The following is a 23,468-nucleotide window of genomic DNA, read 5'->3' on the forward strand; positions in this document are numbered from 1 at the left end:
GATGTTATATGAATCAGCGAATTGCCGGTCTAAAGGATTTTATTCAGGAGCTCAATCAAGGCGTAAGGGAAAAGAACTTGTATGAATTTGTAGGAGAGTCTTTAAAAGAAACAATGGGGGAACCGGTACAGATCCGGCGTGCGAAAGCATTCCAGCATGTATTGGAAAGGACAGAACAGGTCGTGCTTCCCTATGAACTGATCACAGGTACCATGCTTGGACAGTGTCCATTAAAGAAGGACCTGATGTCAAAGGAAGAACAGAGGGAGAAGGCAGTAACGACCCTGGATACATATCTGGACGGAAAGAAAAAAAACGTAGTCACAGATGAGATTATATTTGATGAAGAGCACGTAAAAAGTTTTGAAGAAAATTTTGGAAGCAAAAAAAGCCGTTGGTCTTTGATGGCTCGTGTTTATCAGGATTCTTCCATTCCCTATGAGGATCTGCAGGATCTGATCTCCGATATGAAAGTAAGATATAAAGATAAGGATATTGAGCCGTATGAAATTGGGCGGGAATTAGAAAGAGCTTTTAAGATTAACTATGACCCGGAGTCAAAAAAACTCTTTGATGAACTCCCTTATTTTATCGGAAACCATATAAGTTTAAACTATGACCGGATCATCAGGGAAGGATTAAAATCTACTCGTGACAGAGTTCAGATACTTGGAAACGAAACGAAGGATCAAAAGAAGAAGGAATATTATCAGGCCGCAGTGATCGCAGCAGATGCGGTAATCGCTTTTATCCATCGCTATGCAGAAACCGCTGTAAAGACAGGTGAGGAAAGATTAGTATCTGTAAAACGGTCGGAAGAATTGAACAAGATTTCAAAGGTGCTTCATACTGTCGCAGAATCACCGGCATCCAATTTTTATGAGGCCGTTCAATTGATGTGGATGCTGCATATCATCGCAAATATCCAGGGTGGATCTGCATTGTCTCTGGGGCGGATGGATCAATATTTGTATCCATTTTATCAAAAGGACCTGGAGTCTTCGGAAATTACAGAAGAATTTGCGAAAGAATTGTTATCTTGTGTCTGGTTGAAGGTAAATGAGCCGAGAATGCGGACTGTAGAAAGTGTCACATTGGGTGGTATTGACAGGGATGGAAATGATGCATCCAATGACCTGACACGCATTTGTTTACAGGTGGCAGCCGATGTGCGCGTGCCGTATCCGAATATCGGGCTGCGCATTAACAAAAAGAATCCAGAGTGGCTCTATGAGGAAGCGATTTTGACAACGGGGTCTGGTTCAGGACAGCCGATGCTGTTGAATGATGAAGTCTGGATCCAAAGTTTAATGAAACTTGGTTTTCCACGTGAAGATGCCAACGATTATTATAATATGGGCTGTGTGGAACTGGAGGTCCCGGGGAAACAGCCCAGTTATGGAGTTTGTGAAGCAATCGCGTTTCCGGTATTGATTGAAGAGGTTATGAGGAAGTATAGAGATGGTATCTATGAAATCCTCACGTTTGATGACTATTTTAGTGCTTATAAAAACGAACTTAATATTGCCATCGGAGCGGACTATGAAGAAGCAGCGGAAAAAAAGAGATTGATGAAGGATCGCTGCTACGACCCCTATTCTTCCCTTCTGATTGACGGATGTATCGAGAATGGAAAAGACATGCTGCAGGGAGGCAGTGAACTGCCCATGGAATGGTCAGTGTATGCCTATGGGATCGGAACTGCCGCGGATTCCTTGTATGCCGTCAAAAAAGTAGTGTTTGAAGATAAAAGCATGACGTTGAAGCATTTGGACGAAGTGTTAAATGCAGATTTTGAGGGCTATGAATATGAACGGAGATTATTGGCAGACTGCGGTGAACATTACGGAAATGATCAGAGCAATGTGGATGGGATCGCCAATGAAGTGCTGGACTATTTTACACAGCATGTGGATGCTTTGAATGAACGCGGACTGGGGGATGTTTTTGTCTCCACCTTATTTGGATACTTTTTTCATATTTATCATGGGGAGATTGCCAAAGCGACACCGGATGGCAGAAAAAAAGGTGAGCCGTTCAGCGACAGTATGGGACCAAGCCAGGGCAAAGATGTCAATGGGCCCACAAGACTGCTGAATTCTGTTCTGGCCTTAGACGCAGATAAAATTACAGGCGCCTTTGCGCTGAGTTTTAAAATGAACTCTTCTTTCTTTGCGGACGAATCAGGAAGAACCGCCATGAAACAGTTGTTAAAAACATATATAGAGGAGGGCGGCCCGCAGATCCAGGTATATACGACAAATGCAGAGGATCTCAAGGATGCAATGATTCATCCTGATAAACATAGGGATCTGATCGTCAGAGTCGGCGGCTACTGCGAATTTTTTGTTGACTTGGACCGGACCCTTCAGAAGGAAATATTAAGCCGCACGATCTACGGGGAATGATCATGAGAAAGGGATTAGTCTTTGGAATTCAGCATTTTTCCATTCATGACGGCCCGGGAATTCGGAGTGCTGTATTTTTAAAGGGATGTCCAATGCACTGTCTGTGGTGTCATAATCCGGAAGGATTGTCCTCTCATGTGGGACTGCAGTACTACGGGAGCGCCTGCATACAGTGCGGCACCTGCGGATGGATCTTTGAAGATATGAAGAAAGCCGATGTTCTTAGTACTGCCAGGAAGCGTGGACTTTCCCGGAGCTGTCCTGCCCATGCTCTGCGGCTCGTAGGAGAATATATGAGTGTGGAAGAAATCATCCATCAGGTTATAAAAGACCGGCGTTATTTTAAATCTTCCAGTGGAGGAATAACAATTACTGGCGGAGAACCTATGATGCAGGCGTTGTTTGCCACAGAATTAGCTGAGGCGGCTAAAGAACATGAGATCACGGCTGCTTTGGAGACAAGCGGATATTCATCTTTGGAACACTATATGAACATTATGCCCTATATTGACACCTTCTTATGGGACTATAAGGCAACCGGCGAAGAAATGCATAAAAAACTTACTGGTGTTTCCAATCAGCCGATACTGGGTAATCTGGCCTATCTCTATGAGCATGGGGCAAGCATTATTTTGCGGTGTCCTTTGATTCCCGGAGTAAATGATACAAAAGAACATTTAAAAGGCATTGCAGATATCAGCAGAAAATATCCCGGGTTAGCAGGAATTGAGATCATGTCTTATCACAAAATGGGACTTTCAAAAGCAAAGAGGATTGGCTGTCAGCAGGAGGAATACCAGGAGCCCGGGAATGATCTGAAAAATAATTGGAGTAAATTAATTCAAGAATACGGGGGAAAAATTACCCGTATCAATTAGGATGAAAATTATAGGAGGAAAAATATATGACCATAACATTGACCCAGGCTATTATCTTGGGAGTAATATGCGGAGTTTGGAAAAGTTGTATTTGCTATACGATTGGCGGTTTTAATATTAATACTGTAATCTTTAATGCTGTTTTTGTGGGACTTGTGATGGGAGATATGAAATCAGCCATGATCATTGGGGCATCCATCCAGCTGATTTATCTGGGCATTGTTGCTGCTGGGGGAAACCAGCCCACAGATCCATGCCTTGCGGCTTATGTTGCGATTCCCATTGCCATTGCATCGGGGCTTGACACAAACGCCGCGGTCGCTCTGGCTGTCCCCGTTGGGCTGTTAGGTTCTCAGGTGACAAACCTTGTATATCTGATCAATGGGTTTTTCGTTGAAAAAGCGGATGAGGCGGCAAACAGAGGAGATGAAAGAGGAATTGGGATCTGGGGGATTTATGTTCCGTTTCTCGTTAGAATCCTATTGATCGCGGTTCCGGTAACCGTTGCAATTTATTATGGAAGTAATGTCTTAGCAGGCGTCATGAATCATATCCCCGCATGGCTGACCAATGGTTTAGCTGCGATGGGTGCCTGTCTGCCGGCTGTGGGATTTGCCATCATAACCAATTTGATCGCGAAGCCTAAATATGTGATCTTCTTCTTTGCAGGTTTTTTTCTGGTGCAGTACACAGGCTTAGGAACGATCCCTCTCTTACTTGCAGGAGCATTTGTTACTTATATGTACATAACATTTACACGAAACAGTGCAGATGCATCTGAGGAAGATGAGGATGAAGAGGACGAAGATGAGTCTGTGGCGGTAGGAACTTCCGGGGACTGTACGTTATCTAAAGGGGATATTTTCAGGGCGTGGACACGCTGGTGGATATGGTGTGAAACCGGACATAGCTTTGTGCGCATGATGGCGCCTAGTTTCTGCAATGCCATGATCCCAGCGTTAAAGAGATTTTATCCGGGCAAGAAAAATGATCCTCATTACATTGAGGCCCTGCAGCGTCATATGACTTTTTTTAACACAGAAGGACATTTCGGCGGGGGACCGAACTTAGGATTATCATTGGCAATGGAAGAGGCAAAATCGAAAAATTATGAGTCAATTCCCAACGAAGTCATCATCAATGTAAAAACTGGATTAATGGGGCCGTTAGCTGGCATCGGCGATACGATTACATGGTCAACTCTGATGTATCTTTTGATTGGGTTATTCCTGCCTTTGGCAAAACAAGGCAATGTCTTAGGGGGGATTGGACCCGTTGTCTGCCTAACTGTCATTGCATTTACAATCGGATATATTCTGACCAGCCGTTGCTATAAATTTGGCTACACGTTTGCAGAAAATATGTTAAAATCGGGAATCATCAATATCGTCATAATGGCGGCAAGTGTTCTAGGACTGTTTATGATGGGCGGATTAGCATCCACATATGTGACTGTGTCTACACCGATTCAGTGGGCTGTGGGCGGACAGGTCACAAAGTTACAGGATATTTTAAACAGCATCTTACCAGGAATTCTGCCCCTCTTAGACGTAATGCTGGTATGGGGATATCTGCGGAAGCATAGAAATTATTTTATGGCAGCAATTTTCGTGACAGTTATATCTCTGGTCTTAGGATGCCTTGGAATTATCATTTAATCCAATCAGACAGTCGGAAAGTACAGTGCTTGACATCCATGATAGGAGAAGATACAATGAGAGTAAGCACTTGCATTACAGAAAGGAATGAAGGATAAATGGATGAGACCAGCCAGAAAATCATAGATGCTGCCATGTCCTTAGTAAGAGATAAAGGCTATGTGGCGACTACCACAAAGGATATCGCAAATGAAGCCGGGGTCAACGAATGTACTCTGTTTAGGAAGTTTCATAATAAGAAAAGCATTGTAATGAGCGGTATTGACCAGGAAAAATGGAGAGGAAATTTGACGCCGGAGGTTTTCTGTGACATTCGGTGGGACTTAGCCCATGACCTGGAGATGTTCATGACGGAATACATGAAAAGGATAACTCCGGACTTTGTGAAACTGTCCATTGGTCTCAGAGCCCCTCAGATCTATGAGGACACGGCCCCGTTTATTATGAAGATTCCTCAGGCATTCATGTCGTCGCTTACAGATTACTTTGAGCAGATGGAGCAAAAAGGGAAGATTCCCAAACTGGATTTTGAGGCAATGGCTTTGACGCTTTTCTCCAGTACATTTGGATTCACTTTTCTGAATGCTTCCTTCGACCATGAGCTTATGGGGATCAGCAGAGAAGCCTTTATAAAACAAACCGTTTCTGTGTTCCTGCATGGAATTCAGGACGACAACAAAATGAGCAGTCTATAAAAGCTTCCGAATAAATAGAGCGGTACTGTCTTTATGGCAGTACCGCATCATATTACCCTATATGCAAGCGAATGCTTGCATATAACACATAAAGGATGGAGGTAGGTACGATGAACATAACAGGAGCAGAATTGGTCGTTAAAGCATTGAAGGAGGAGAAAATAGATACCTTATTTGCTTATCCTGGAGGCCAGGCTATAGATTTATTTCATGCGCTCTATGGTGAGAGGGGCATTCGGGTGATCACTCCCCGGCATGAACAGGGGCTGATTCACGCCGCAGACGGCTATGCCCGCACCACAGGCAAAACAGGAGTCTGTCTGGTGACCAGCGGTCCGGGCGCGACCAATCTTGTGACAGGCATTGCCACGGCCAACATAGACAGTGTTCCCCTTGTCTGTTTTACAGGGCAGGTTCCCACGGGTTTGATTGGAAAGGATTCTTTCCAGGAGGTTGACACTGTCTCTATTGTGAAGACGGTCTGTAAATATGCGGTCACGGTCCGCGACCGTAAAGAACTGGGGTCTGCCATAAAAAAAGCATTTGAGGCTGCCAAAACAGGGAAACCCGGAGTAGCGGTGGTTGACCTGCCGAAAGATATCCAGCAGGAGCTTGGTCCTGATCTGTATTCTGCCAATGGGAAACTGCGGCCGGAGGCGGATATTCCCCCGGAACAGATCCGGCAGGTAGAAGATATTCTGGGAACATGCCGAAGACCTTTATTTTTGGCAGGAGGAGGTGTCAACATCGCCCATGCCGGCAAGGAAATGACGCACTTAGCAGAGAAAACAGGGATTCCAGTGGTAACGACAATTATGGGCAAAGGAGCCGTTCCCACTAGCCATCCTCTTTACATTGGAAATCTGGGCATACACGGGAGCTTTGCCGCCAACACAGCGGTCAGCCAATGTGATGTATTGTTTGCCATCGGCACCAGATTTAATGACCGCATCATTGGAAATGCAGATGAGTTTGCCAGGCAGGCAGTGGTGATCCATGCAGATATAGAACCAAAGATGATTTCACGAAATATCGGCGTCGATGTGCCAATCACAGCAGATGCAAAAGGCGTCATCTCTGCACTGTCTGAACATGCCAAAATCCTGGACATTGAAGACTGGAAAAACAAGATCACACTTTGGAAACAGCAGCATCCGCTGGTGTTGAGAACAAAGTACCCTGATAAGATCAACGCCTGGGATGTGATAGGTGAAATCAATACGATATTCGAACGAGCGGTCATTACGACAGACGTGGGGCAGAACCAGATGTGGACAACACAGTTTCTTGAATTGAATGATAAAAAGCAGCTGATCACATCCGGAGGTTTAGGTACGATGGGATATGGTTTTCCCGCCGCCATAGGAGCAAAGCTGGGCAACCCGGACAAGGATGTGATCTCCATCTGCGGGGACGGGGGATTCCAGATGAATCTTCAGGAGATTGCCACGGCAGCAGCCTATGAGCTTCCGGTGGTTGTCTGTATTTTAAATAACGGATATTTGGGAAATGTCCGTCAATGGCAGGAGATGTTTTATGACAAACATTATGCTTCCACCTGTACCCGCTACCGTCAGAGCTGTCCTTTGGAGTGCAGCGGCCCATCAGCAGATTGTCCTGAGTTTTTTCCGGATTTCGTGCGTCTGGCAGAGAGTTATGGGTCAAAAGGGATTCGAGTACAGAGAACAGAAGACATAGGAGATGCATTATTAGAGGCTAAGAAAACAAAAAAGGTTCCCACAGTCATTGAATTTATTCTGGGACGGGAGGATAATGTCCTGCCTATTGTTCCTCCTGGGAATCCATTGAACAGTATGATTGAGTGAGAAACTGTGGACTGTAATACATATAATAAATGAGAATAGATACAAAAACAGCCCTCCAAAATGGAGAGCTGTTTTTGTATTAAAACCTGTCTTTTGATATATGCCGGCAATGGGACTCGAACCCATACGCCCGTAAGGACAACAGATTTTGAGTCTGTCTCGTCTGCCAATTCCGACACGCCGGCTTACTGTCATAACGACCTTGACTATAATATCATCTCTAATTAAGATTGTCAATAATAAACGTTCAGTTTTGTGAACATATCTTTCCAGACAGGGGCCTTATCTAAAATAGAGAAAAACACTTTGACAGATGACACAGGATTCTTTACAATAAGAATATAACATAGAGAAAAAGTAGGAATAAGGGGGAACCCATGAAGATCTCAACAAAAGGAAGATATGCGGTTCGTCTGTTATATGATTTGGCACAGCATAATACTGGAGAATGGATTTCATTAAAAGATGTCTCTAAACGTCAGGGAATCTCTATCAAGTATTTAGAACAGATCGTGCGCCAGCTCAGTGTGTGCGGATATTTAAAAAGCCTGAGAGGACCAAGGGGAGGATACCAGCTTTCCAAAAAGCCTTCAGAATATACGATCGCAGATGTACTGGAGATCACAGAGGGGAGCATCGCCCCGGTGGCATGTCTGGATGATGAGACCAACCAGTGTGACCGCTATTATGACTGTCCCACCATTTTTATCTGGGAGGGGCTTGAAAGGGTTGTCCGGGATTATTTAAACAGTGTTACAATTCAGGATATCTTAGATCGCGCCGCTGCTAAGGGCGGCAATGATTTTGTCATATAGAAAGGCTTGGCAGGCTTCCCGGTATCCTGGGAAGCCGAGACTTTTGTTCTATATTAATTTTTATTTTGGAAGGAAACCTTTTTCTTCCACAGGATACGTGATACATACAGTAAAAACAAAACACCCCAGGAGCCGGCTTCCGCATATGCAATGATCATATTTTGGCATACTCCAACAAAAGCATAAGAAAATATAATACGGGAAATCAACGCAATCATTCCCGATATACTTGAGTATAAGACATCTCCAATTCCTTCTATATAACCACGGATTGACATCGCGAGGCCATAAATCACATAAAATGCGGCAATTCTCTGAAAAAAGTCCTTTCCAATCTCCGCTGAAGCAGGACTTACTCCAAACATGGAAATTAAATATCCGCCGGTTTCTAATACAAGCCACGTTAGCAACAAAGATACACAAATCATCATAGCAGTTCCAGCATATACAATCTTAGTAATCTGTTTTCTTTTTCCCGCTCCAAAATTTTGTGCAACCATTGTAGATATTCCAGAACCAAGGTTTATGATTGGGAGCAGTATGATCGTATCGACACGATATGCTGTTGTGATAGCCGCAACTGTCTGAGTACCGAATCCATTCATGAAGTTTTGCAGGATAAGGCCGCCGAATGAGCTGATGCAAGATTGAATCATAGGAGGTATCCCCAGGTGAAGTCCTTCTCTCAAGACCATAGAGTCCAGTGACCATTTCTTTATAGTGAAACACAGGAATGGATATTTCTTTACGCTGTACAATATGATAAATACTGTCATTACAGCCTGAGAGATCACTGTTGCAGCGGCCGCCCCGGTAACACCCCAATGCAGTCCCCCAACAAACATAATATCTAATATGACATTTACGACAGAGGAACAGAGCACAGATCCAAAAGGTGCGCGGCTGTTTCCAATTCCGCGGAGCGCTGAAGCATATACGTTATATATGGCAAGAAGCGGTATTCCAATCAGTATGATCTGAAGATAGGCCTTTGCCATATGAATGGTTTCCTGTGTGGTGTTCATGATGCGGAGCAATGGATATGCCCCGGCAATGCCTATGACTGATATGAATAAGAAAGTTCCGCCCAGGACTACAGAAAATACTGAGAGGATTTTGGATATATGATCATTTCTCCCGCCTCCGAATTTCTGTGCAAATAAAATAGAAAGTCCAAGAGTAAAACCCGTAATCGCGGTAAGAAATAGATTGATGATGGTACTTGTTGATCCGATTGCTGCCAGTGCGTTTTCTCCTGCTACATTCCCAACGATAAATGCATCCACCCAATTATAAAGCTGCTGTAGGATACCGCTTAAAATAAGGGGGATGCAGAACTTTATCAATGTAAAGACTGGACTTTCTGCTTTATGTATTTCTCTTTTCATGTAAAAACTCCTAAAAGACAAAAACCGCATGCAAGAAAATAGCCTCGCATACGGTAGGTGCTCACCCGGTAACAATATAGAATATACCAAAGGAAGGAACCTTTTTCAAGTTAAAGGTCTTAGACTATTTTCAAATTATCTTAAAAAAATCTTGACAAACAAAGAAGTGGTACATATAATTAAAACATACTAAACACGTAGGAAATATAGGAATATAGAAAAGGAGAACCATTATGGCAGGAATCTATCAGAATGTGACAGAGTTAATAGGAAACACACCGCTGGTGCGCTTAAACCGTCTGGAAAAGGAATATGGAGCAGACGCACAGATCATTGCTAAGCTGGAATACTTTAATCCGGCAGGAAGCGTCAAAGACCGTGTAGCGGCACAGATGATCGAGGATGCAGAGGCGGCTGGAAAGTTAAAAGAAGGATCTGTGATCATTGAGCCAACCTCCGGAAATACTGGGATCGGACTGGCGTCTATCGCGGCTTCCAGAGGATACCGCATTATTCTTACAATGCCGGAAACCATGAGCGTAGAGCGCAGGAATCTGTTAAAGGCATATGGAGCGGAAGTTGTACTTACAGACGGCACCAAAGGCATGAATGGAGCCATCGCCAAGGCTGAGGAACTGGCAGAAGAACTTGAGAACAGCTTCATCCCAGGACAGTTTGTGAATGCTTCAAATCCGAAACGCCATAAAAAAACAACAGGGCCTGAAATCTGGAACGATACGGACGGAGAAATTGATTTCTTTGTCTCCGGCATTGGAACCGGCGGAACCATCACCGGAACCGGAGAATATCTGAAGGAAAAAAATCCTGACATTCAGATCGTGGCAGTAGAGCCTACAGGATCCCCAGTGCTCTCAAAGGGTCAGAGCGGACCTCATAAAATCCAGGGTATTGGAGCAGGATTTGTGCCGGACGTGCTGAATACAAAGATCTACGATGAGATCATTGCCGTGGAGGATGCGGATGCATTTGAATTGGGAAGAGCCATTGCAAGAAAAGAAGGAATTCTTGTTGGAATCTCCTCAGGAGCGGCTCTCTGGGCTGCCATTCAGCTGGCAAAACGTCCAGAGAACAAAGGAAAGAAGATCGTAGCACTGCTTCCGGATACCGGTGACAGATATCTCTCTACACCAATGTTTTCCTGAACTCAAGATGACAGAAGCAACAGTTAAAAATAAAATATAGGAAAGACCCGGGGACGGTTGAATTCTTTTCAGTGTATGTCGAAAGGAATTCAACTGTTCTAATTTTTTGCACAGGAAAAGAGAAAAAGTCCGTTTTGTGTCTGCCCCCTTTCTTTTCATTTTTCCTTATGCTAAAATGACTCATAGAAATAAAGGAGAAGACAGACTTATGGAAAAAAAATTAATGCTGATCGATGGCCACAGCATCCTGAACCGGGCGTTTTATGCGCTGCCGGATATGACCAACAGCCAGGGACTGCATACAAATGCAATCCTCGGATTTTTAAATATCATGTTTAAGTTCCTGGATGAGGAAAAGCCCACCCACTTTGCTGTAGCATTTGACTTGAAAGCGCCTACGTTCAGGCACGAAATGTTTAAGGAATACAAAGGCACCAGAAAACCTATGCCAGAGGAACTGAGGGAACAGGTTCCGGTGATAAAAGACGTGCTGAAGGCTATGGATATCCCGCTAATGATGGAAGAAGGCTATGAGGCGGATGACCTGCTCGGAACAATGTCTGTGGTTGGTGAAAAAGAGGGCTACCAGGTAAGGATCATTTCTGGGGACCGGGATCTTTTACAACTGGCCACAGAAAATGTACAGATCCGCATTCCAAAGACAAAGGGCGGCGGAAATGTAGTAGAAGATTATTTTGCAAAGGACGTCATGGAAGCTTACGGGGTGACCCCAAAAGAATTCATCGACATGAAAGCGTTGATGGGCGATGCCTCCGACAATATTCCGGGGATCCCGGGGATTGGGGAAAAGACAGCGGCTAAGATCATCAAGGAGTTTAAGAGTATTGAAAATGCCCACGAACACATTGAGGATGTGATGCCAAAGAGGGCGAAAAACAAGCTGGAAGAGTTTTACGATCAGGGTGTTTTAAGCAAAGAACTGGCAACCATTAAGCTGGACTGCCCCATTGAGCTTTCATTTGAGGACGCGAAGATCAATGATATTTTTACAGGGGAGGCTTATCAGCTGCTGAAAAAGCTGGAATTCAAGTCTGTCTTAAAGAAGTTTGAGGGAGAACATGGAGAAGAGTTTTCCGTGGACATCCGCAAGGTTTCAAATCTGGATGAAGCAGACCAGATTTTTACCAAGGCGAAAAAAAGCCAGGCTGCAGGACTTGCGCTGTACCATGAACAAGACAGCACATTTCTCGGGCTCTGCACGGGAGGAACCGAAGTATTTCTGTTTCAGACAGAAGGGTTTCTCACAGATGAATATCTGATGGGACAGGCGGGAGAACTGTACCGTTTGGTGCCGGAAGTGAGTATGATGGATGTGAAAGAGTTTCTGAATGAGCTTTCTCTGAGTGAGGAAGACAGGAGTATTTTTGACGCGGCTCTGGCGGCCTATCTCTTAAATCCTTTAAAGAGCACTTACGAGTATGACGATATTTCTAGAGATTATCTGGGGGTTCTGCTTCCATCCAAAAAGGAACTTTTGGACAAGAGAAAAAGTATATTTGAACAGGGTGAGTTGATCCCGGAAGGGGAACAGATCATTGGTTACGAAGCCTATGTTGCATGTGCGTGTGTGGAGCCTCTGAAGAAGAAGCTGAAAGAGACCGGTATGCTTTCTTTATATGAAGAGATTGAGATTCCAACCATGGTGGCCCTCCATGATATGGAAGTGCGGGGTATCCATGTGGACAGACAAGCGCTGAAACAGTATGGGGATCAGCTGGTAGGGCGGATCGAGGAACTCAAGGACCTGATCTATAAAGAAGCCGGCGAGGAATTTAATATCAATTCACCGAAGCAGCTGGGTGTGGTTCTCTTTGAGCACATGAAGCTGGAAGGCGGAAAAAAGACAAAGACCGGCTATTCCACCAGTGTGGATGTATTAGAAAAGATCGAGCATTTATATCCGATCATCTCTTATATCCTTGAGTACCGGCAGTTGACCAAACTGAAATCCACGTATGCGGATGGACTGGCCAATTATATTGGGGAGGATGAGAGGATTCACGGAAAGTTCAACCAGACCATCACGGCTACAGGAAGGATCAGCAGCACAGAGCCGAATCTGCAGAATATCCCTGCCAGAGTAGAACTTGGAAGGGCTATCCGAAAAGTGTTTTTGCCAGAGGAAGGTTATACGTTTGTGGATGCGGATTATTCACAGATCGAGCTTCGGGTGCTGGCCCACCTCTCAGGAGATGAAAATCTTATCCATGCATATGAGATGGAGCAGGACATTCATGCCAGAACGGCCTCTGAGGTGTTTGGAGTGCCGATTGATCAGGTCACCAGCATTCAGAGAAGGGATGCCAAGGCAGTCAACTTTGGGATCGTCTACGGACTCAGCGCATTTGGCTTAAGCCAGGATTTGAAGATCACGAGAAAGCAGGCACAGGAATATATTGACAAGTACTTTGAGACGTACCCGAAGGTAAAGGAATATTTGAATCGGGAAGTGGAAAAAGGAAAAGAAGAGGGCTTTGTGACCACGATGTTCCAGCGCATCCGTCCAATACCGGAGTTAAAGTCCAGCAACTTTATGCAGAGGAATTTCGGGGAGCGTGTTGCCATGAACTCACCGATCCAGGGAACAGCGGCGGATATTATTAAGATCGCCATGATCCGGGTCAATATGGAACTGAAAAAAAGGAAACTGAAGTCCCGCCTGATCCTGCAGATCCACGATGAGCTTCTGATCGAGGCCTATGACAGTGAGGTGGAAGAAGTGAAAGAAATCCTTACAAAAGAGATGATGAGCGCAGCAAAGCTTTCTGTACCGCTGAGTATTGATATTCACACAGGAAGCAGCTGGTATGAGGCTAAATAAATGAAGAAAAAAGTCATTGGAATCACCGGTGGTGTGGGCTCCGGCAAGAGCGAAGTTTTAAATATTTTAAAGAATGATTACGGTGCCGGCCTTATTGAGGCAGACCGGGTAGCCCATGAGCTGATGGAGCCGGGAGCAGTAAACTTTAAAGCATTGGTGAAGCAGCTCGGTGAACAAATCCTTACAGAGAAGGGGAGCATTGACCGTGCTGCCCTGGGTGCCATTGTATTTGGCGATGAAGAAAAATTGAAGCTGTTAAACAGCCTGACGCATCCCAATGTAGTAAAAGCGATCGAACACCGGATAGATGAGATGGAGAAGGATTCTAAGGTCCGGTTCATAGTATATGAAGCGGCCCTGCTCACAGGGGCGGAATTTGAGCAGAGATTTGACCAGCTTTGGTATGTGTTTGCCAGAGAAGAGCTGAGATATCAGAGGCTTAAGGAGGGAAGAGGCTACTCCGATGAGAAGACAGCCTCTATGATTAAGAGTCAGCCGGGTGAAGACAGCTTCAGAACAGCCGCTACCCATGTCATCGACAACTCCGGAAGTCTTCATGAGACAAGGCAGCAGATCGCCGATATTCTAAGGCTGGAAGGCCTATAGGGAAGGGAGAACAGTCTCCTGAATAAATTTTTCAAATTTTTTCTCTGACAGGATCTCATTTGTGACAAACAATCCCTGGTAAAATAGGCTGAAAGCAGTAAATGGAGCAGGAGCATTTTGTGCCTGCTTGGTTGTTTCGATTTTATGGACGGTGAGAGGCAGCCCATGAAGCTTAGCGACATCCTGAAGGAGAGGGATATATTTTGCAGTGTGCGGACATTGATTGGTATAATAGATCACCATACCGTCCTCGTTGATCTTTCCATCTTTTGCACAGCCCTTAAATGTGGGAATCGGTGCATTCTCATCGAAGGGCAGATAGAGCAGTTCAAAGAAAGGATGTGCGGTATCCGCAGTGAGAAATCCTCTGTGTCTCAGATAACCTGGATCAGACAGAAATGGTTTTTTCTTTGCGGAGGAAAGTGCGGTGAGGCCGGATTTTCCTGCTTTTTTGGCATCTTCTATACACTGGTTCAAAAGCTGGTCAGAAAGCCCCTGCCCCTTGAATTTTCCTGAAACCCAGAGACAGTTGATGTGCATATATTGTTCTGCTGTCACAGGCAGCCAGGCATTTTCAGCGGGAATATATTCGATGAACACTTTTCCGCGGGCATCCAGCTTACGAAATACCAAGCCGTCAGCAAAACGCTGCTTCATCCAGGTTTTTTTTGAGGAAACACAAGTTTCACCTTTCTTTTCTGTTATGGCACAGCAAATGTGTTCCTTATCAATATTGCTTTGGTCCACAGAGATAAATGTTAAGTCATTCATGGGAAGACTCCTTTCTTTTCGTTTGATACATCTATTATAACAGAAAGAACCTGACAGCAGTCTGTCAGGTTCTTTGCATCACTTTAAAATAGAGGAAAGCAGTTTTTTTGAGATCGTAAATTCTGGAGTTCCCATGTATCCGGGAGCAGCCTCATATTTGTCAAAGACGATGACAAGGTCACCAGACGGTTTCAGGTAAAAGTTCTGTGAAGCAGAGATCTTTTTGAACTCATCTACGGGAACATCGTCTTTTTTTGTATCAATAAAATAAGATTTGGAAGGATCCTGTTTCATTTGCTGCCGCATCTGTCTTTTGATCTCTTTGGATATGACCGTTTGATAGTCGGCATTTTTATGAAACAGGCCGCGAAGCTTCATGATCTTGCCGGTTTTTTTATTGATATTATAAATGCGGCTGTAGGCGTTTGAGCTTCCCTCAGAGGTTTCAGTGCGGATCTGTATGGAAAGGAAGGAGTTGTTGTTCAACAGGACTTTATAGTCTGTGGTGAGACTTTTGTGGGTTTTGCTGTTTTTTCGGAGATCCTTTGCAAATTCCTTTTTTATTATATCTGTGTACTGTGCCATCTCTTTGTTTAATTCTTTCTGGGTCTTTTTATCTTTCAGACCGGTTACTTTCGGTGTTTTGATCTTTGCTTCCATATTGTTTTCCTTTTCCTCATAGGAACGGAAGGTGACCACCTTGACAATGCTTTTCAGCACAGGAACCTTTGTCATAGCATAGGCAATGTTCTGGTTTGTGTTTGCGGCCACGGTGATGACAAAAAGAGCAGCCGCGGCAGATAATCCTAATTTTGTTCCAAACGCCGTAAAACGTGCTTTTTTTCGGGCTCTTTCATTTTCCGCTTTTCCTTTCTCGATGGAATCCATCACTTTTTGGTGCAGCTCTTTTGGAATTTCAATGTCTTCATACTGTTGTTTGAGACGATCCATTTTCTTTTTATTTTCCATGATATGATTCTCCTTCTGACAATTCGACTTTTAATTTTTTCAGGCTTCGGTAGAGCAGAGATTTTACTGAGTTTAAATTCTCATTTAGTATTTCAGCGATCTCCGAAAGCTTCAGATCCTCAAAGAAACGCAGGATGACTACCTGTTTTTCTCTGGGGCTCAATACATTTAACGCGTCTAACGTATCAAAATCCCGGTAGGAATCCTCAGATCCGTATTCGTAATCCTCGATCCCTATGACTTCCTTTTTGTTTTTCCTGATCAGGTCAATTGCAGTGTTTATGGTGATCCGGTAAAGCCATGTCTTTACATATTGAGGCTTTACCGTGTGGCATTTTGTGATGGCCTTGCAGGCACTCTCCTGAACGATGTCCATGGCGTCACTCTCATTGTGCACATAAGTATATGCCATACGGTAAAGGCTCTCATATTCAGAGACAATGATGTCTGCTGTCAGGCTTTCCATCTCCGATGTCTTTTTCATGAATGAAACCTCCTTGATTTGTAGCTACAAAAATTAGACGCAGCAGAAAGAGAAATAGTTTCAAGGGAGTTTTTCTCCGTTGTCTCCAGTCAGCTCTGGAAAGGCCTCCATACGACAACGGAGAAAAACTTTTGTAGGCAGTAACAGTTATTCGGCTTGCTTTTTCAGATAGGTCATAAATTATTTATTAAATAAATGAGCCAGCTAAACATTAGGTACCGATCTGAGATAGTTTTTGTTCATTATCGGAAGGAGGCCTTACCAGAGTCGACTGGAGATAATGAACAAAAACTGTCTCTTTCAATTATCACAGAGTACGGATAAAAAAACTATACAATTTTCCTAACCTTATGATATAATGGCAGATAGATTCGGACCGCGCTTTTATGCGGACGAAGATGAATTGAGGTATGAGAATGGAATTATCAAGTATTGCAAGCAGCAGTGAGGGAAACTCTATCTTTGTAGGGGCAAAGGATACGAAGCTTTTGGTGGACTGCGGCATCAGTGCAAAGAGAATAGAAAAGTCCCTGGGGGAACTGGATACCAGGGCCGATGAGCTTACCGGGATCTTGGTTACCCATGAGCACTCTGACCATATCAAGGGGCTGGGAGTGATGATGAGGAGATACGGCCTGCCGGTTTTTGCCACGGCAAAAACCATCGATGCGGTTTTAGGAAGCAGGCATATTGGAAAAGTGGAGAAGAGCTTGTTCCATCCCATTGAAGCAGATCACCCGTTTAGGCTTGACGACATTACTGTGGAAGCATCCCATGTGTGGCATGACGCGGCAGATCCTGTGTGCTATTCCTTCTATTCAGAAGGGTTTAAGGCAAGCATTGCCACAGACCTGGGAGACTATGACGAATATCTGGTGGAAAAGATCAGGGATTCCCATATTTTATTTGTGGAAGCAAACCACGACGTGAACATGCTCCAGGTGGGAAGCTATCCATATTATCTGAAGCGGCGCATACTGGGCGACCATGGGCATCTATCCAACGAGCGGTGTGCCCAGCTGATTGAAGATACCGTGACCCAAAAGACCCAGAAGGTATATCTGGGACATTTAAGCAAGGAGAACAACTTTGCCGAGCTTGCCTATGAGACCGTAAAGGTAGCACTGACAAAGCCGGATTTTCTGATGGAAGTGGCAAAGAGAGACTGCATTTCATCCATCACCAAAGTCAGTTAAGATACATATTTTTAGGAGGATTAAAAATGGATAAGACAGTAATTACAGTGGTAGGGAAAGATAATGTTGGGATTATCGCAAAGGTCTGCACCTATCTGGCCAATAACCATGTGAACATTCTGGATATTTCCCAGACGATCACAGGGGGATTCTTCAATATGATGATGGTTGTGGACTCTTCCGAGGCCACAAAGGATATCACAGTATTTTCAGAAGAACTGAAACAGATCGGGGAAGAACTGGGCGTTGTCATTCAGGCACAGAACGAAAAGATTTTTAATGTTATGCACAGGATTTAACGGGGGTCTGAAATGATAAATATTAACGAAGTAATTGAAACCAATAAGATGATCTCAGAGATGAACCTGGATGTGCGTACGATCACTATCGGGATCAGTCTTTTAGACTGCGTAGGTTCCACACTCTCTGAAGTAAAAGAAAATATTTATACAAAGATCACCACAGTTGCGAAAGATCTGGTGAAAACAGGGAAGGATATAGAGAAGGAGTTTGGCATTCCTATCGTCAACAAGAGGATCTCCATCACTCCGATTGCACTGGTGGGCGGAAATGTCTGCAAGACTTCCGATGATTTCGTAGAGCTTGCCAAGGTGCTGGATAAGGCGGCTAAGGAGGTAGGCGTCAACTTCCTGGGCGGTTACTCCGCGCTGGTGAGTAAAGGAATGACAAAAGCAGACGAGCTCTTGATCCGTTCCATTCCGAAAGCCATGGCATCTACAGATTTTGTGTGCTCCTCCGTGAATGTGGGAAGTACTAAGACTGGAATCAACATGGACGCAGTGAAGCTGATCGGTGAGATGATTAAGGAGACTGCTGAATTAACAAAGGAAACTGACTGTCTGGGATGCGGAAAGTTTGTCGTATTCTGCAATGCCCCGGATGATAATCCATTTATGGCGGGTGCGTTCCACGGAGTGACAGAGACAGATTCTGTCATCAACGTTGGAGTCAGCGGACCGGGAGTTGTAAAACGTGCCATTGAACTTGTGCACGGGGAGAACTTTGAGGTTCTGTGTGAGACGATCAAGAAGACTGCATTTAAGATCACCCGTGTGGGACAGCTGGTAGCGAAAGAGGCTTCCAAACGTCTCGGAATCCCGTTTGGGATCATTGACCTTTCCCTTGCACCGACCCCGGCTGTGGGCGACAGTGTGGGAGAGATCTTAGAGGAGATCGGACTTGAGTTTACAGGTGCCCCGGGAACAACGGCAGCGCTTGCCATGTTAAATGACCAGGTGAAGAAGGGCGGAGTTATGGCTTCTTCTTACGTGGGAGGTTTAAGCGGAGCGTTTATTCCAGTAAGCGAGGACCAGAGAATGATCGATGCGGTCAACGCAGGCGCATTGACACTGGAAAAACTGGAGGCCATGACCTGTGTATGTTCTGTAGGACTTGATATGATCGCAATTCCTGGAAAAACAAAGGCATCCACGATTGCAGGAATGATCGCCGATGAGATGGCTCTGGGAATGATCAACCAAAAGACAACCGCAGTCCGCATCATACCGGCTATCGGAAAAGATGTGGGAGACCAGGTAGAGTTCGGCGGTCTTTTAGGATACGCACCAGTTATGCCGGTCAATGAATTCTCCTGTGATGACTTTATTAACCGCGGCGGCAGGATTCCTGCGCCGATCCACAGTTTTAAAAATTAGAGGTGAAGACTTTTGGGGTATTAAGCCATTTAGAACCAAAAAAAGTTTTTGAATATTTTGAAATCCTTACCGGAATTCCTCACGGCTCTTACAACTGTAAGGCTGTGAGTGATTTCTGTGTGGATTTTGCCAGACAGAGAGGCCTTTTTGTACTGCAGGACGATCACTATAATGTGATCATCAAAAAGGAGGCCTCTCCTTCTTGTGCCCATAAGCCTGCTCTGATCCTTCAGGGACATTTGGATATGGTATGCCAGAAGGAGCCTGGCAGTCCAGTGGATTTTACAAAGGATGGACTGGAACTGGAAATTGACGGGGACTTTGTCCGGGCAAAAGGAACAACCTTAGGAGGAGATGACGGTATTGCTGTAGCATACTGCCTTGCCCTCTTAGATGATGACACGGTTTCGCATCCTCCTTTGGAAGTCGTGTTTACAACGGAGGAAGAAGTAGGCATGGAGGGAGCCACGGCCCTTGATACCTCCGTCCTTGAAGGAAGATATCTTTTAAATATTGATTCTGAGGAGGAAGGGATTCTCCTTGCAGGGTGCGCGGGAGGTACCACAGTTAAGGTTACCCTGCCTCTTGAATATGAGAAGAGACAGGGCAGCATCTGCCAGATCTCTATCACAGGACTTTTGGGCGGACACTCTGGCACAGAGATTGACAAAAACCATGGAAACGCCCATATTTTAATGGGGCGGATGCTTGAGTACATGGAAGGGATCCATTTGATCCGCATCTATGGTGCCCAGGAACAGAAGGACAACGCTATCCCAAACGAATGCTATGCCAAGCTGGTCTATGAGGACAGGGATGCTATAGAAGAGGCCGCAGCGAAACTGCTTTTATACTGCAAGGAGCAGTTCCAGGATACGGATGATGGAATTGAAGTCAACCTTGAGTTTTTTGATGCGGAGGCTGAAGAATGTCTGACATCTGAGGCACAGGAGAGAGTCCTTTATTTCCTGACCCATACGCCCAACGGAATCCATACGATGAGCAGGGATATTGAGGGGCTTGTGGAGAGTTCCTTGAATCTTGGGATTCTTAAGATGGAGGCCGGAAAGATCTCCTTTTCCTTTGGAGTCCGGAGTTCAGCCCCGGTTTATAAGGAGGAACTGGCCGGAAATCTTAAGTCACTGGCAGAGAAGCTTCATGGAAGCTATGAGCGGACCAATGATTATCCGGCCTGGGAGTACAAAAAGGATTCTGTGCTGAGAGAGGTATTTCTGGATAAGTACTGTCAGATCTACGGAAAAGATATGAAGGTGGAGATGATTCATGCAGGTCTTGAGTGCGGTATTTTTGCTTCCAAGATCAAGGGGCTGGATATCGTTGCCTTCGGACCGGATATCTTTGACATCCACACCACATATGAGAGGCTTTCGATTTCTTCTGTGAAGCGGACGTGGGAGCTGCTGTTAAAGATCATTGAAGAGTTCCCGTAAAGGACCATGCAGTCAGACAGCTGAAATAAATAGGAAAAGAACCATTTAGATAAAGGAGTAGACGAATGAGTGAAAATGTATATGATATTTTACAAGAAAGAGGATTTATCGCTCAGACCACCCATGAGGAACTGCGCGATCTGCTTGGCAAAGAGAAGGTAACGTTTTATATCGGATTTGACGCTACCGCAGACAGTCTCACAGCAGGCCACTTCCTGACGGTCATGGCTATGATGCACATGCAGAAGGCAGGCCACAGACCCATAGCGCTTTTGGGCGGAGGAACGACCATGATCGGGGATCCCTCCGGAAAATCCGACATGCGGAATATGATGACCAAGGAAACCATCGAACACAATGCCATGCGCTTTAAAGAGCAGTTATCCCGGTTCATCTCGTTTGATGATGACAAGGCGATTCTTGCAAACAATGCAGATTGGCTTTTAGACCTTAATTACGTAGAATTTCTCCGGGAGATCGGAGTTCATTTTTCCGTCAACAAAATGCTGACAGCGGAGTGTTATAAACAGCGTATGGAAAGGGGTCTTACATTCTTTGAGTTTAACTATATGCTCATGCAGGCCTATGACTTCCTGGAACTGAACCGCAGATATGGATGTACATTAGAGATGGGCGGCAATGACCAGTGGAACAACATTCTGGCCGGAGCGGACTTGATCCGCCGCAAGGAACAGAAGAACGCATTTGGACTGACCCTGACTCTGCTCACAAGAAGTGACGGAGTTAAAATGGGAAAAACAATGTCAGGCGCAGTATGGCTGGATCCGGATAAAACTTCTCCTTATGAATTTTATCAGTACTGGAGAAATATTGAGGATGTAAAGGTGGAAGAGTGTCTGGGACTGCTGACCTTCCTGCCGATGGAAGAGGTAAGGTCTTTGGGCGCACTTCAGGATGCCGAGATCAACAAGGCAAAAGAAGTGCTGGCATACGAAGTGACAAAGATCGTCCACGGAGAAGAGGAAGCAAAGAAGGCACAGGCCGGTGCGAAGGCCATGTTTGTCAAAGGTGCGGCCAGTGAGGATGCGCCGATACATGAATATCCAAAGGCACAGCTTGAGGAAGGCCTTGATATCCTGACGCTTTTGGTGGATGCAAAGCTTTGTTCCACAAGATCCGACGCCAGAAGAACCGTGACCCAGGGCGGGGTTTCTGTGAACGGTGAAAAGGTCACAGACTTTAAGAAGGTTTATTCTTCCGCGGACTTTGACGATAAAGAACGTCTGTTGCTGAAAAAGGGAAAGAAAAGCTTCTGCCAGATAAAAGAAGAGAAATAAAGAAAAGATTCAGGAACAGGACATACAGGTGTCCTGTTCCTTTTGATATTCTATGTGCAGGATGGGAGGTGAGCGTATGGCATCAAGTGCTGAATTTGTAGAGTATGTATGCGGACAGCTGGAAGATACGGGAAATGTCCGCTGCCGGAAGATGTTCGGGGAATATGGTGTGTATCTGGACGGAAAATTTATCGGTGTCATCTGCGGCAATCAGCTGTTTGTAAAGATCACGCAAGCAGGGGAAAAGATTCTGCCGGACTGTGCAAAGGAACCGCCCTATGAGGGGGCAAAGCCCTATTTTCTCATAGAGGAACTGGAAAATACGGAGCTGGTCAGCCAGTTTTTAAGAGCTACCTTTGAGGAACTTCCGTTTCCAAAACCAAAAAAGAAAAAATGAAAACAGCCGCTTTCCTTTTAATGGAAAGCGGCTGTTTTGCTGACCGGAGTCAGCGGAAATTTTTTTGGATTTCATTCAGGGCTTTTTGGGTATAGGGATCCCTCTGGTCGATGTGCTGAATGACGGACTTGATCTTTTGGGCATCCTTGTTGCCTGCAGTTTTAGACAGGGATAAAACAAACAGCAGAAGGATGACGGAAAAGATTGTGCGCAGCTTCAGAAAAGACCAATAGCTGGCGCCCTCTTCCGGGTCTGTGTGAAACGGATCGGAATGGGAGCTGTATTTTTGATTCAGTTTCAGTTTTTCCTGTTCCATACGAAGCCTTGTTAAATCTGTCATCTCATCATCTCCTTTGTTCATTATATGAAAAAGGGAAATTTCTATGACACAAAAAGTTCAGACATTTTATAATTTCTTTATGTTTTCTAGTAAATGAAAATGCTATAATGGTATCTATACCCTCAGGGCACCCCGTATTTTATAACCCTCGGGTGAGCGCGCTTTGCGCGGTATGGGTTCAGTTTTTAAGAAAAAGAAAGGTGAGATGATGAGAGATAAGATTCAAAATTTTTTAAGGGGACGCTATGGGGCGGATTCCCTTTCCAAATTTTTAATGGTTGTGGCTTTGATTGCCATGTTTGTTCCTGTTTTTATAAAGAAGTTTTTTCTTCTCTATGATCTGGGAATTGTTTTGCTGGTGTATAGTTATTTCAGGGTTCTTTCCAGAAATATCTCTAAAAGATCAGCGGAAAATGCGGCATTCTTAAGAAGGACCAGTAAGATCACAGGCTTTTTTGCAAAGAAGAAGCTGCACTTTCAGCAGCGTAAGACACATAAGTTTTTCCGCTGTCCGGGATGCGGCCAGGATATCAGGGTGCCGAAGGGCAAGGGAAAGATTGTGATCACCTGCCCAAAGTGCCGCAAAGAGTTCCAGGCAAGATCATAA

General features: G+C 44.8%; 21 protein-coding genes and 1 tRNA gene. 16 read left to right on the plus strand and 6 right to left on the minus strand.

Annotation, left to right across the window (positions count from 1 at the left end; translation table 11 throughout):
• Positions 1-8: 8 nt before the first annotated feature.
• The 5 genes from AR1Y2_RS07160 (at position 9) to ilvB (ending at position 7,465) form a co-directional block, all read left to right on the plus strand.
• Positions 9-2,408, plus strand: coding sequence for a pyruvate formate lyase family protein (locus AR1Y2_RS07160; protein WP_137328364.1), 2,400 nt, complete (start codon positions 9-11; stop codon positions 2,406-2,408).
• Between the two features lie 2 nt (positions 2,409-2,410).
• Entirely contained in the window at positions 2,411-3,286 is an 876-nt protein-coding gene (locus AR1Y2_RS07165; RefSeq protein WP_175403607.1) for a glycyl-radical enzyme activating protein, read from the plus strand.
• A gap of 26 nt (positions 3,287-3,312) precedes the next feature.
• Positions 3,313-4,944, plus strand: a complete 1,632-nt coding sequence (locus AR1Y2_RS07170) for a PTS system mannose/fructose/sorbose family transporter subunit IID (RefSeq protein ID WP_137328366.1) — start codon at positions 3,313-3,315, stop codon at positions 4,942-4,944.
• 98 nt (positions 4,945-5,042) lie between these two features.
• Entirely contained in the window at positions 5,043-5,639 is a 597-nt protein-coding gene (locus tag AR1Y2_RS07175) for a TetR/AcrR family transcriptional regulator (RefSeq protein ID WP_137328367.1), read from the plus strand.
• A 110-nt stretch (positions 5,640-5,749) separates the two neighbouring features.
• Complete coding sequence (gene ilvB, locus AR1Y2_RS07180; protein WP_137328368.1) at positions 5,750-7,465, plus strand: biosynthetic-type acetolactate synthase large subunit; 1,716 nt, start codon at positions 5,750-5,752, stop codon at positions 7,463-7,465.
• A gap of 101 nt (positions 7,466-7,566) precedes the next feature.
• Here ilvB and AR1Y2_RS07185 read toward each other — a convergent pair.
• Positions 7,567-7,650: transfer RNA gene (locus AR1Y2_RS07185), tRNA-Leu, on the minus strand.
• Between the two features lie 192 nt (positions 7,651-7,842).
• On the opposite strand from AR1Y2_RS07185, the gene AR1Y2_RS07190 reads away from it, so the two are divergent.
• The gene (locus AR1Y2_RS07190; RefSeq protein ID WP_137328369.1) at positions 7,843-8,280 is read left to right on the plus strand and encodes an RrF2 family transcriptional regulator; all 438 of its coding nucleotides are present in this window, start codon (positions 7,843-7,845) and stop codon (positions 8,278-8,280) included.
• Between the two features lie 53 nt (positions 8,281-8,333).
• On the opposite strand, the gene AR1Y2_RS07195 is transcribed toward AR1Y2_RS07190, so the two are convergent.
• Positions 8,334-9,668 carry an MATE family efflux transporter gene (locus AR1Y2_RS07195; protein WP_137328370.1) on the minus strand — a complete coding sequence of 445 codons (1,335 nt, stop codon included), beginning with the start codon at positions 9,666-9,668 and terminating at the stop codon, positions 8,334-8,336.
• A 233-nt stretch (positions 9,669-9,901) separates the two neighbouring features.
• Between AR1Y2_RS07195 and cysK the strand changes: the two genes are divergently transcribed.
• The 3 genes from cysK to coaE all read left to right on the plus strand — a co-directional run bounded on the left by cysK (position 9,902) and on the right by coaE (position 14,279).
• Positions 9,902-10,831 carry a cysteine synthase A gene (cysK, locus tag AR1Y2_RS07200; protein ID WP_137328371.1) on the plus strand — a complete coding sequence of 310 codons (930 nt, stop codon included), beginning with the start codon at positions 9,902-9,904 and terminating at the stop codon, positions 10,829-10,831.
• Between the two features lie 208 nt (positions 10,832-11,039).
• The gene (polA, locus tag AR1Y2_RS07205) at positions 11,040-13,673 is read left to right on the plus strand and encodes a DNA polymerase I (protein ID WP_137328372.1); all 2,634 of its coding nucleotides are present in this window, start codon (positions 11,040-11,042) and stop codon (positions 13,671-13,673) included.
• Entirely contained in the window at positions 13,674-14,279 is a 606-nt protein-coding gene (coaE, locus tag AR1Y2_RS07210; protein ID WP_137328373.1) for a dephospho-CoA kinase, read from the plus strand. It begins immediately after the preceding gene.
• Here the strand turns inward: coaE and AR1Y2_RS07215 are convergent.
• The 3 genes from AR1Y2_RS07215 to AR1Y2_RS07225 all read right to left on the minus strand — a co-directional run bounded on the left by AR1Y2_RS07215 (position 14,274) and on the right by AR1Y2_RS07225 (position 16,503).
• Positions 14,274-15,050: an N-acetyltransferase gene (locus AR1Y2_RS07215; RefSeq protein ID WP_137328374.1), complete on the minus strand. Its 777-nt coding sequence runs from the start codon at positions 15,048-15,050 to the stop codon at positions 14,274-14,276. The two genes, coaE and AR1Y2_RS07215, sit on opposite strands and share 6 nt — an antisense overlap.
• Positions 15,051-15,128: 78 nt before the next feature.
• Complete coding sequence (locus AR1Y2_RS07220; protein WP_137328375.1) at positions 15,129-16,019, minus strand: DUF3298 and DUF4163 domain-containing protein; 891 nt, start codon at positions 16,017-16,019, stop codon at positions 15,129-15,131.
• Positions 16,009-16,503, minus strand: coding sequence for an RNA polymerase sigma factor (locus AR1Y2_RS07225; RefSeq protein WP_137328376.1), 495 nt, complete (start codon positions 16,501-16,503; stop codon positions 16,009-16,011). The genes AR1Y2_RS07220 and AR1Y2_RS07225 overlap by 11 nt, the downstream gene beginning before the upstream one ends.
• A 416-nt stretch (positions 16,504-16,919) precedes the next feature.
• Here AR1Y2_RS07225 and AR1Y2_RS07230 point away from each other — a divergent pair, with 416 nt between their 5' ends.
• From AR1Y2_RS07230 to AR1Y2_RS07255, 6 genes are all read left to right on the plus strand, one after another.
• Positions 16,920-17,699: an MBL fold metallo-hydrolase gene (locus AR1Y2_RS07230; protein ID WP_137328377.1), complete on the plus strand. Its 780-nt coding sequence runs from the start codon at positions 16,920-16,922 to the stop codon at positions 17,697-17,699.
• Positions 17,700-17,725: 26 nt separating this feature from the next.
• Positions 17,726-17,998, plus strand: a complete 273-nt coding sequence (locus tag AR1Y2_RS07235) for an ACT domain-containing protein (protein WP_137328378.1) — start codon at positions 17,726-17,728, stop codon at positions 17,996-17,998.
• A gap of 12 nt (positions 17,999-18,010) precedes the next feature.
• Positions 18,011-19,375 carry a PFL family protein gene (locus AR1Y2_RS07240; protein WP_137328379.1) on the plus strand — a complete coding sequence of 455 codons (1,365 nt, stop codon included), beginning with the start codon at positions 18,011-18,013 and terminating at the stop codon, positions 19,373-19,375.
• Positions 19,376-19,377: 2 nt separating this feature from the next.
• Positions 19,378-20,826, plus strand: coding sequence for an aminoacyl-histidine dipeptidase (locus AR1Y2_RS07245; RefSeq protein ID WP_137328380.1), 1,449 nt, complete (start codon positions 19,378-19,380; stop codon positions 20,824-20,826).
• 65 nt (positions 20,827-20,891) lie between these two features.
• Positions 20,892-22,124, plus strand: coding sequence for a tyrosine--tRNA ligase (tyrS, locus tag AR1Y2_RS07250; RefSeq protein ID WP_137328381.1), 1,233 nt, complete (start codon positions 20,892-20,894; stop codon positions 22,122-22,124).
• Positions 22,125-22,200: 76 nt separating this feature from the next.
• Positions 22,201-22,521: a TfoX/Sxy family protein gene (locus AR1Y2_RS07255; protein ID WP_137328382.1), complete on the plus strand. Its 321-nt coding sequence runs from the start codon at positions 22,201-22,203 to the stop codon at positions 22,519-22,521.
• Positions 22,522-22,570: 49 nt separating this feature from the next.
• On the opposite strand, the gene AR1Y2_RS07260 is transcribed toward AR1Y2_RS07255, so the two are convergent.
• Entirely contained in the window at positions 22,571-22,861 is a 291-nt protein-coding gene (locus AR1Y2_RS07260; protein ID WP_243118887.1) for a hypothetical protein, read from the minus strand.
• A gap of 172 nt (positions 22,862-23,033) precedes the next feature.
• Between AR1Y2_RS07260 and AR1Y2_RS07265 the strand changes: the two genes are divergently transcribed.
• Positions 23,034-23,468 (plus strand): hypothetical protein, encoded by a 435-nt coding sequence (locus AR1Y2_RS07265; protein ID WP_137328384.1) that lies wholly within the window; start codon positions 23,034-23,036, stop codon positions 23,466-23,468.

This window comes from Anaerostipes rhamnosivorans (genome assembly GCF_005280655.1).
In the GTDB taxonomy this organism is placed as follows: Bacteria; Bacillota; Clostridia; order Lachnospirales; family Lachnospiraceae; genus Anaerostipes; species Anaerostipes rhamnosivorans.

Excerpts from the sequence above, each read along its gene's own strand:
- AR1Y2_RS07160 (WP_137328364.1), top strand. The coding sequence starts at position 9 with ATGAATCAGCGAATTGCCGGTCTAAAGGATTTTATTCAGGAGCTCAAT.
- AR1Y2_RS07165 (WP_175403607.1), top strand. The coding sequence starts at position 2,411 with ATGAGAAAGGGATTAGTCTTTGGAATTCAGCATTTTTCCATTCATGAC.
- AR1Y2_RS07170 (WP_137328366.1), top strand. The coding sequence starts at position 3,313 with ATGACCATAACATTGACCCAGGCTATTATCTTGGGAGTAATATGCGGA.
- AR1Y2_RS07175 (WP_137328367.1), top strand. The coding sequence starts at position 5,043 with ATGGATGAGACCAGCCAGAAAATCATAGATGCTGCCATGTCCTTAGTA.
- ilvB (WP_137328368.1), top strand. The coding sequence starts at position 5,750 with ATGAACATAACAGGAGCAGAATTGGTCGTTAAAGCATTGAAGGAGGAG.
- AR1Y2_RS07190 (WP_137328369.1), top strand. The coding sequence starts at position 7,843 with ATGAAGATCTCAACAAAAGGAAGATATGCGGTTCGTCTGTTATATGAT.
- AR1Y2_RS07195 (WP_137328370.1), bottom strand. The coding sequence starts at position 9,668 with ATGAAAAGAGAAATACATAAAGCAGAAAGTCCAGTCTTTACATTGATA.
- cysK (WP_137328371.1), top strand. The coding sequence starts at position 9,902 with ATGGCAGGAATCTATCAGAATGTGACAGAGTTAATAGGAAACACACCG.
- polA (WP_137328372.1), top strand. The coding sequence starts at position 11,040 with ATGGAAAAAAAATTAATGCTGATCGATGGCCACAGCATCCTGAACCGG.
- coaE (WP_137328373.1), top strand. The coding sequence starts at position 13,674 with ATGAAGAAAAAAGTCATTGGAATCACCGGTGGTGTGGGCTCCGGCAAG.
- AR1Y2_RS07215 (WP_137328374.1), bottom strand. The coding sequence starts at position 15,050 with ATGAATGACTTAACATTTATCTCTGTGGACCAAAGCAATATTGATAAG.
- AR1Y2_RS07220 (WP_137328375.1), bottom strand. The coding sequence starts at position 16,019 with ATGGAAAATAAAAAGAAAATGGATCGTCTCAAACAACAGTATGAAGAC.
- AR1Y2_RS07225 (WP_137328376.1), bottom strand. The coding sequence starts at position 16,503 with ATGAAAAAGACATCGGAGATGGAAAGCCTGACAGCAGACATCATTGTC.
- AR1Y2_RS07230 (WP_137328377.1), top strand. The coding sequence starts at position 16,920 with ATGGAATTATCAAGTATTGCAAGCAGCAGTGAGGGAAACTCTATCTTT.
- AR1Y2_RS07235 (WP_137328378.1), top strand. The coding sequence starts at position 17,726 with ATGGATAAGACAGTAATTACAGTGGTAGGGAAAGATAATGTTGGGATT.
- AR1Y2_RS07240 (WP_137328379.1), top strand. The coding sequence starts at position 18,011 with ATGATAAATATTAACGAAGTAATTGAAACCAATAAGATGATCTCAGAG.
- tyrS (WP_137328381.1), top strand. The coding sequence starts at position 20,892 with ATGAGTGAAAATGTATATGATATTTTACAAGAAAGAGGATTTATCGCT.
- AR1Y2_RS07255 (WP_137328382.1), top strand. The coding sequence starts at position 22,201 with ATGGCATCAAGTGCTGAATTTGTAGAGTATGTATGCGGACAGCTGGAA.
- AR1Y2_RS07260 (WP_243118887.1), bottom strand. The coding sequence starts at position 22,861 with ATGACAGATTTAACAAGGCTTCGTATGGAACAGGAAAAACTGAAACTG.
- AR1Y2_RS07265 (WP_137328384.1), top strand. The coding sequence starts at position 23,034 with ATGGGTTCAGTTTTTAAGAAAAAGAAAGGTGAGATGATGAGAGATAAG.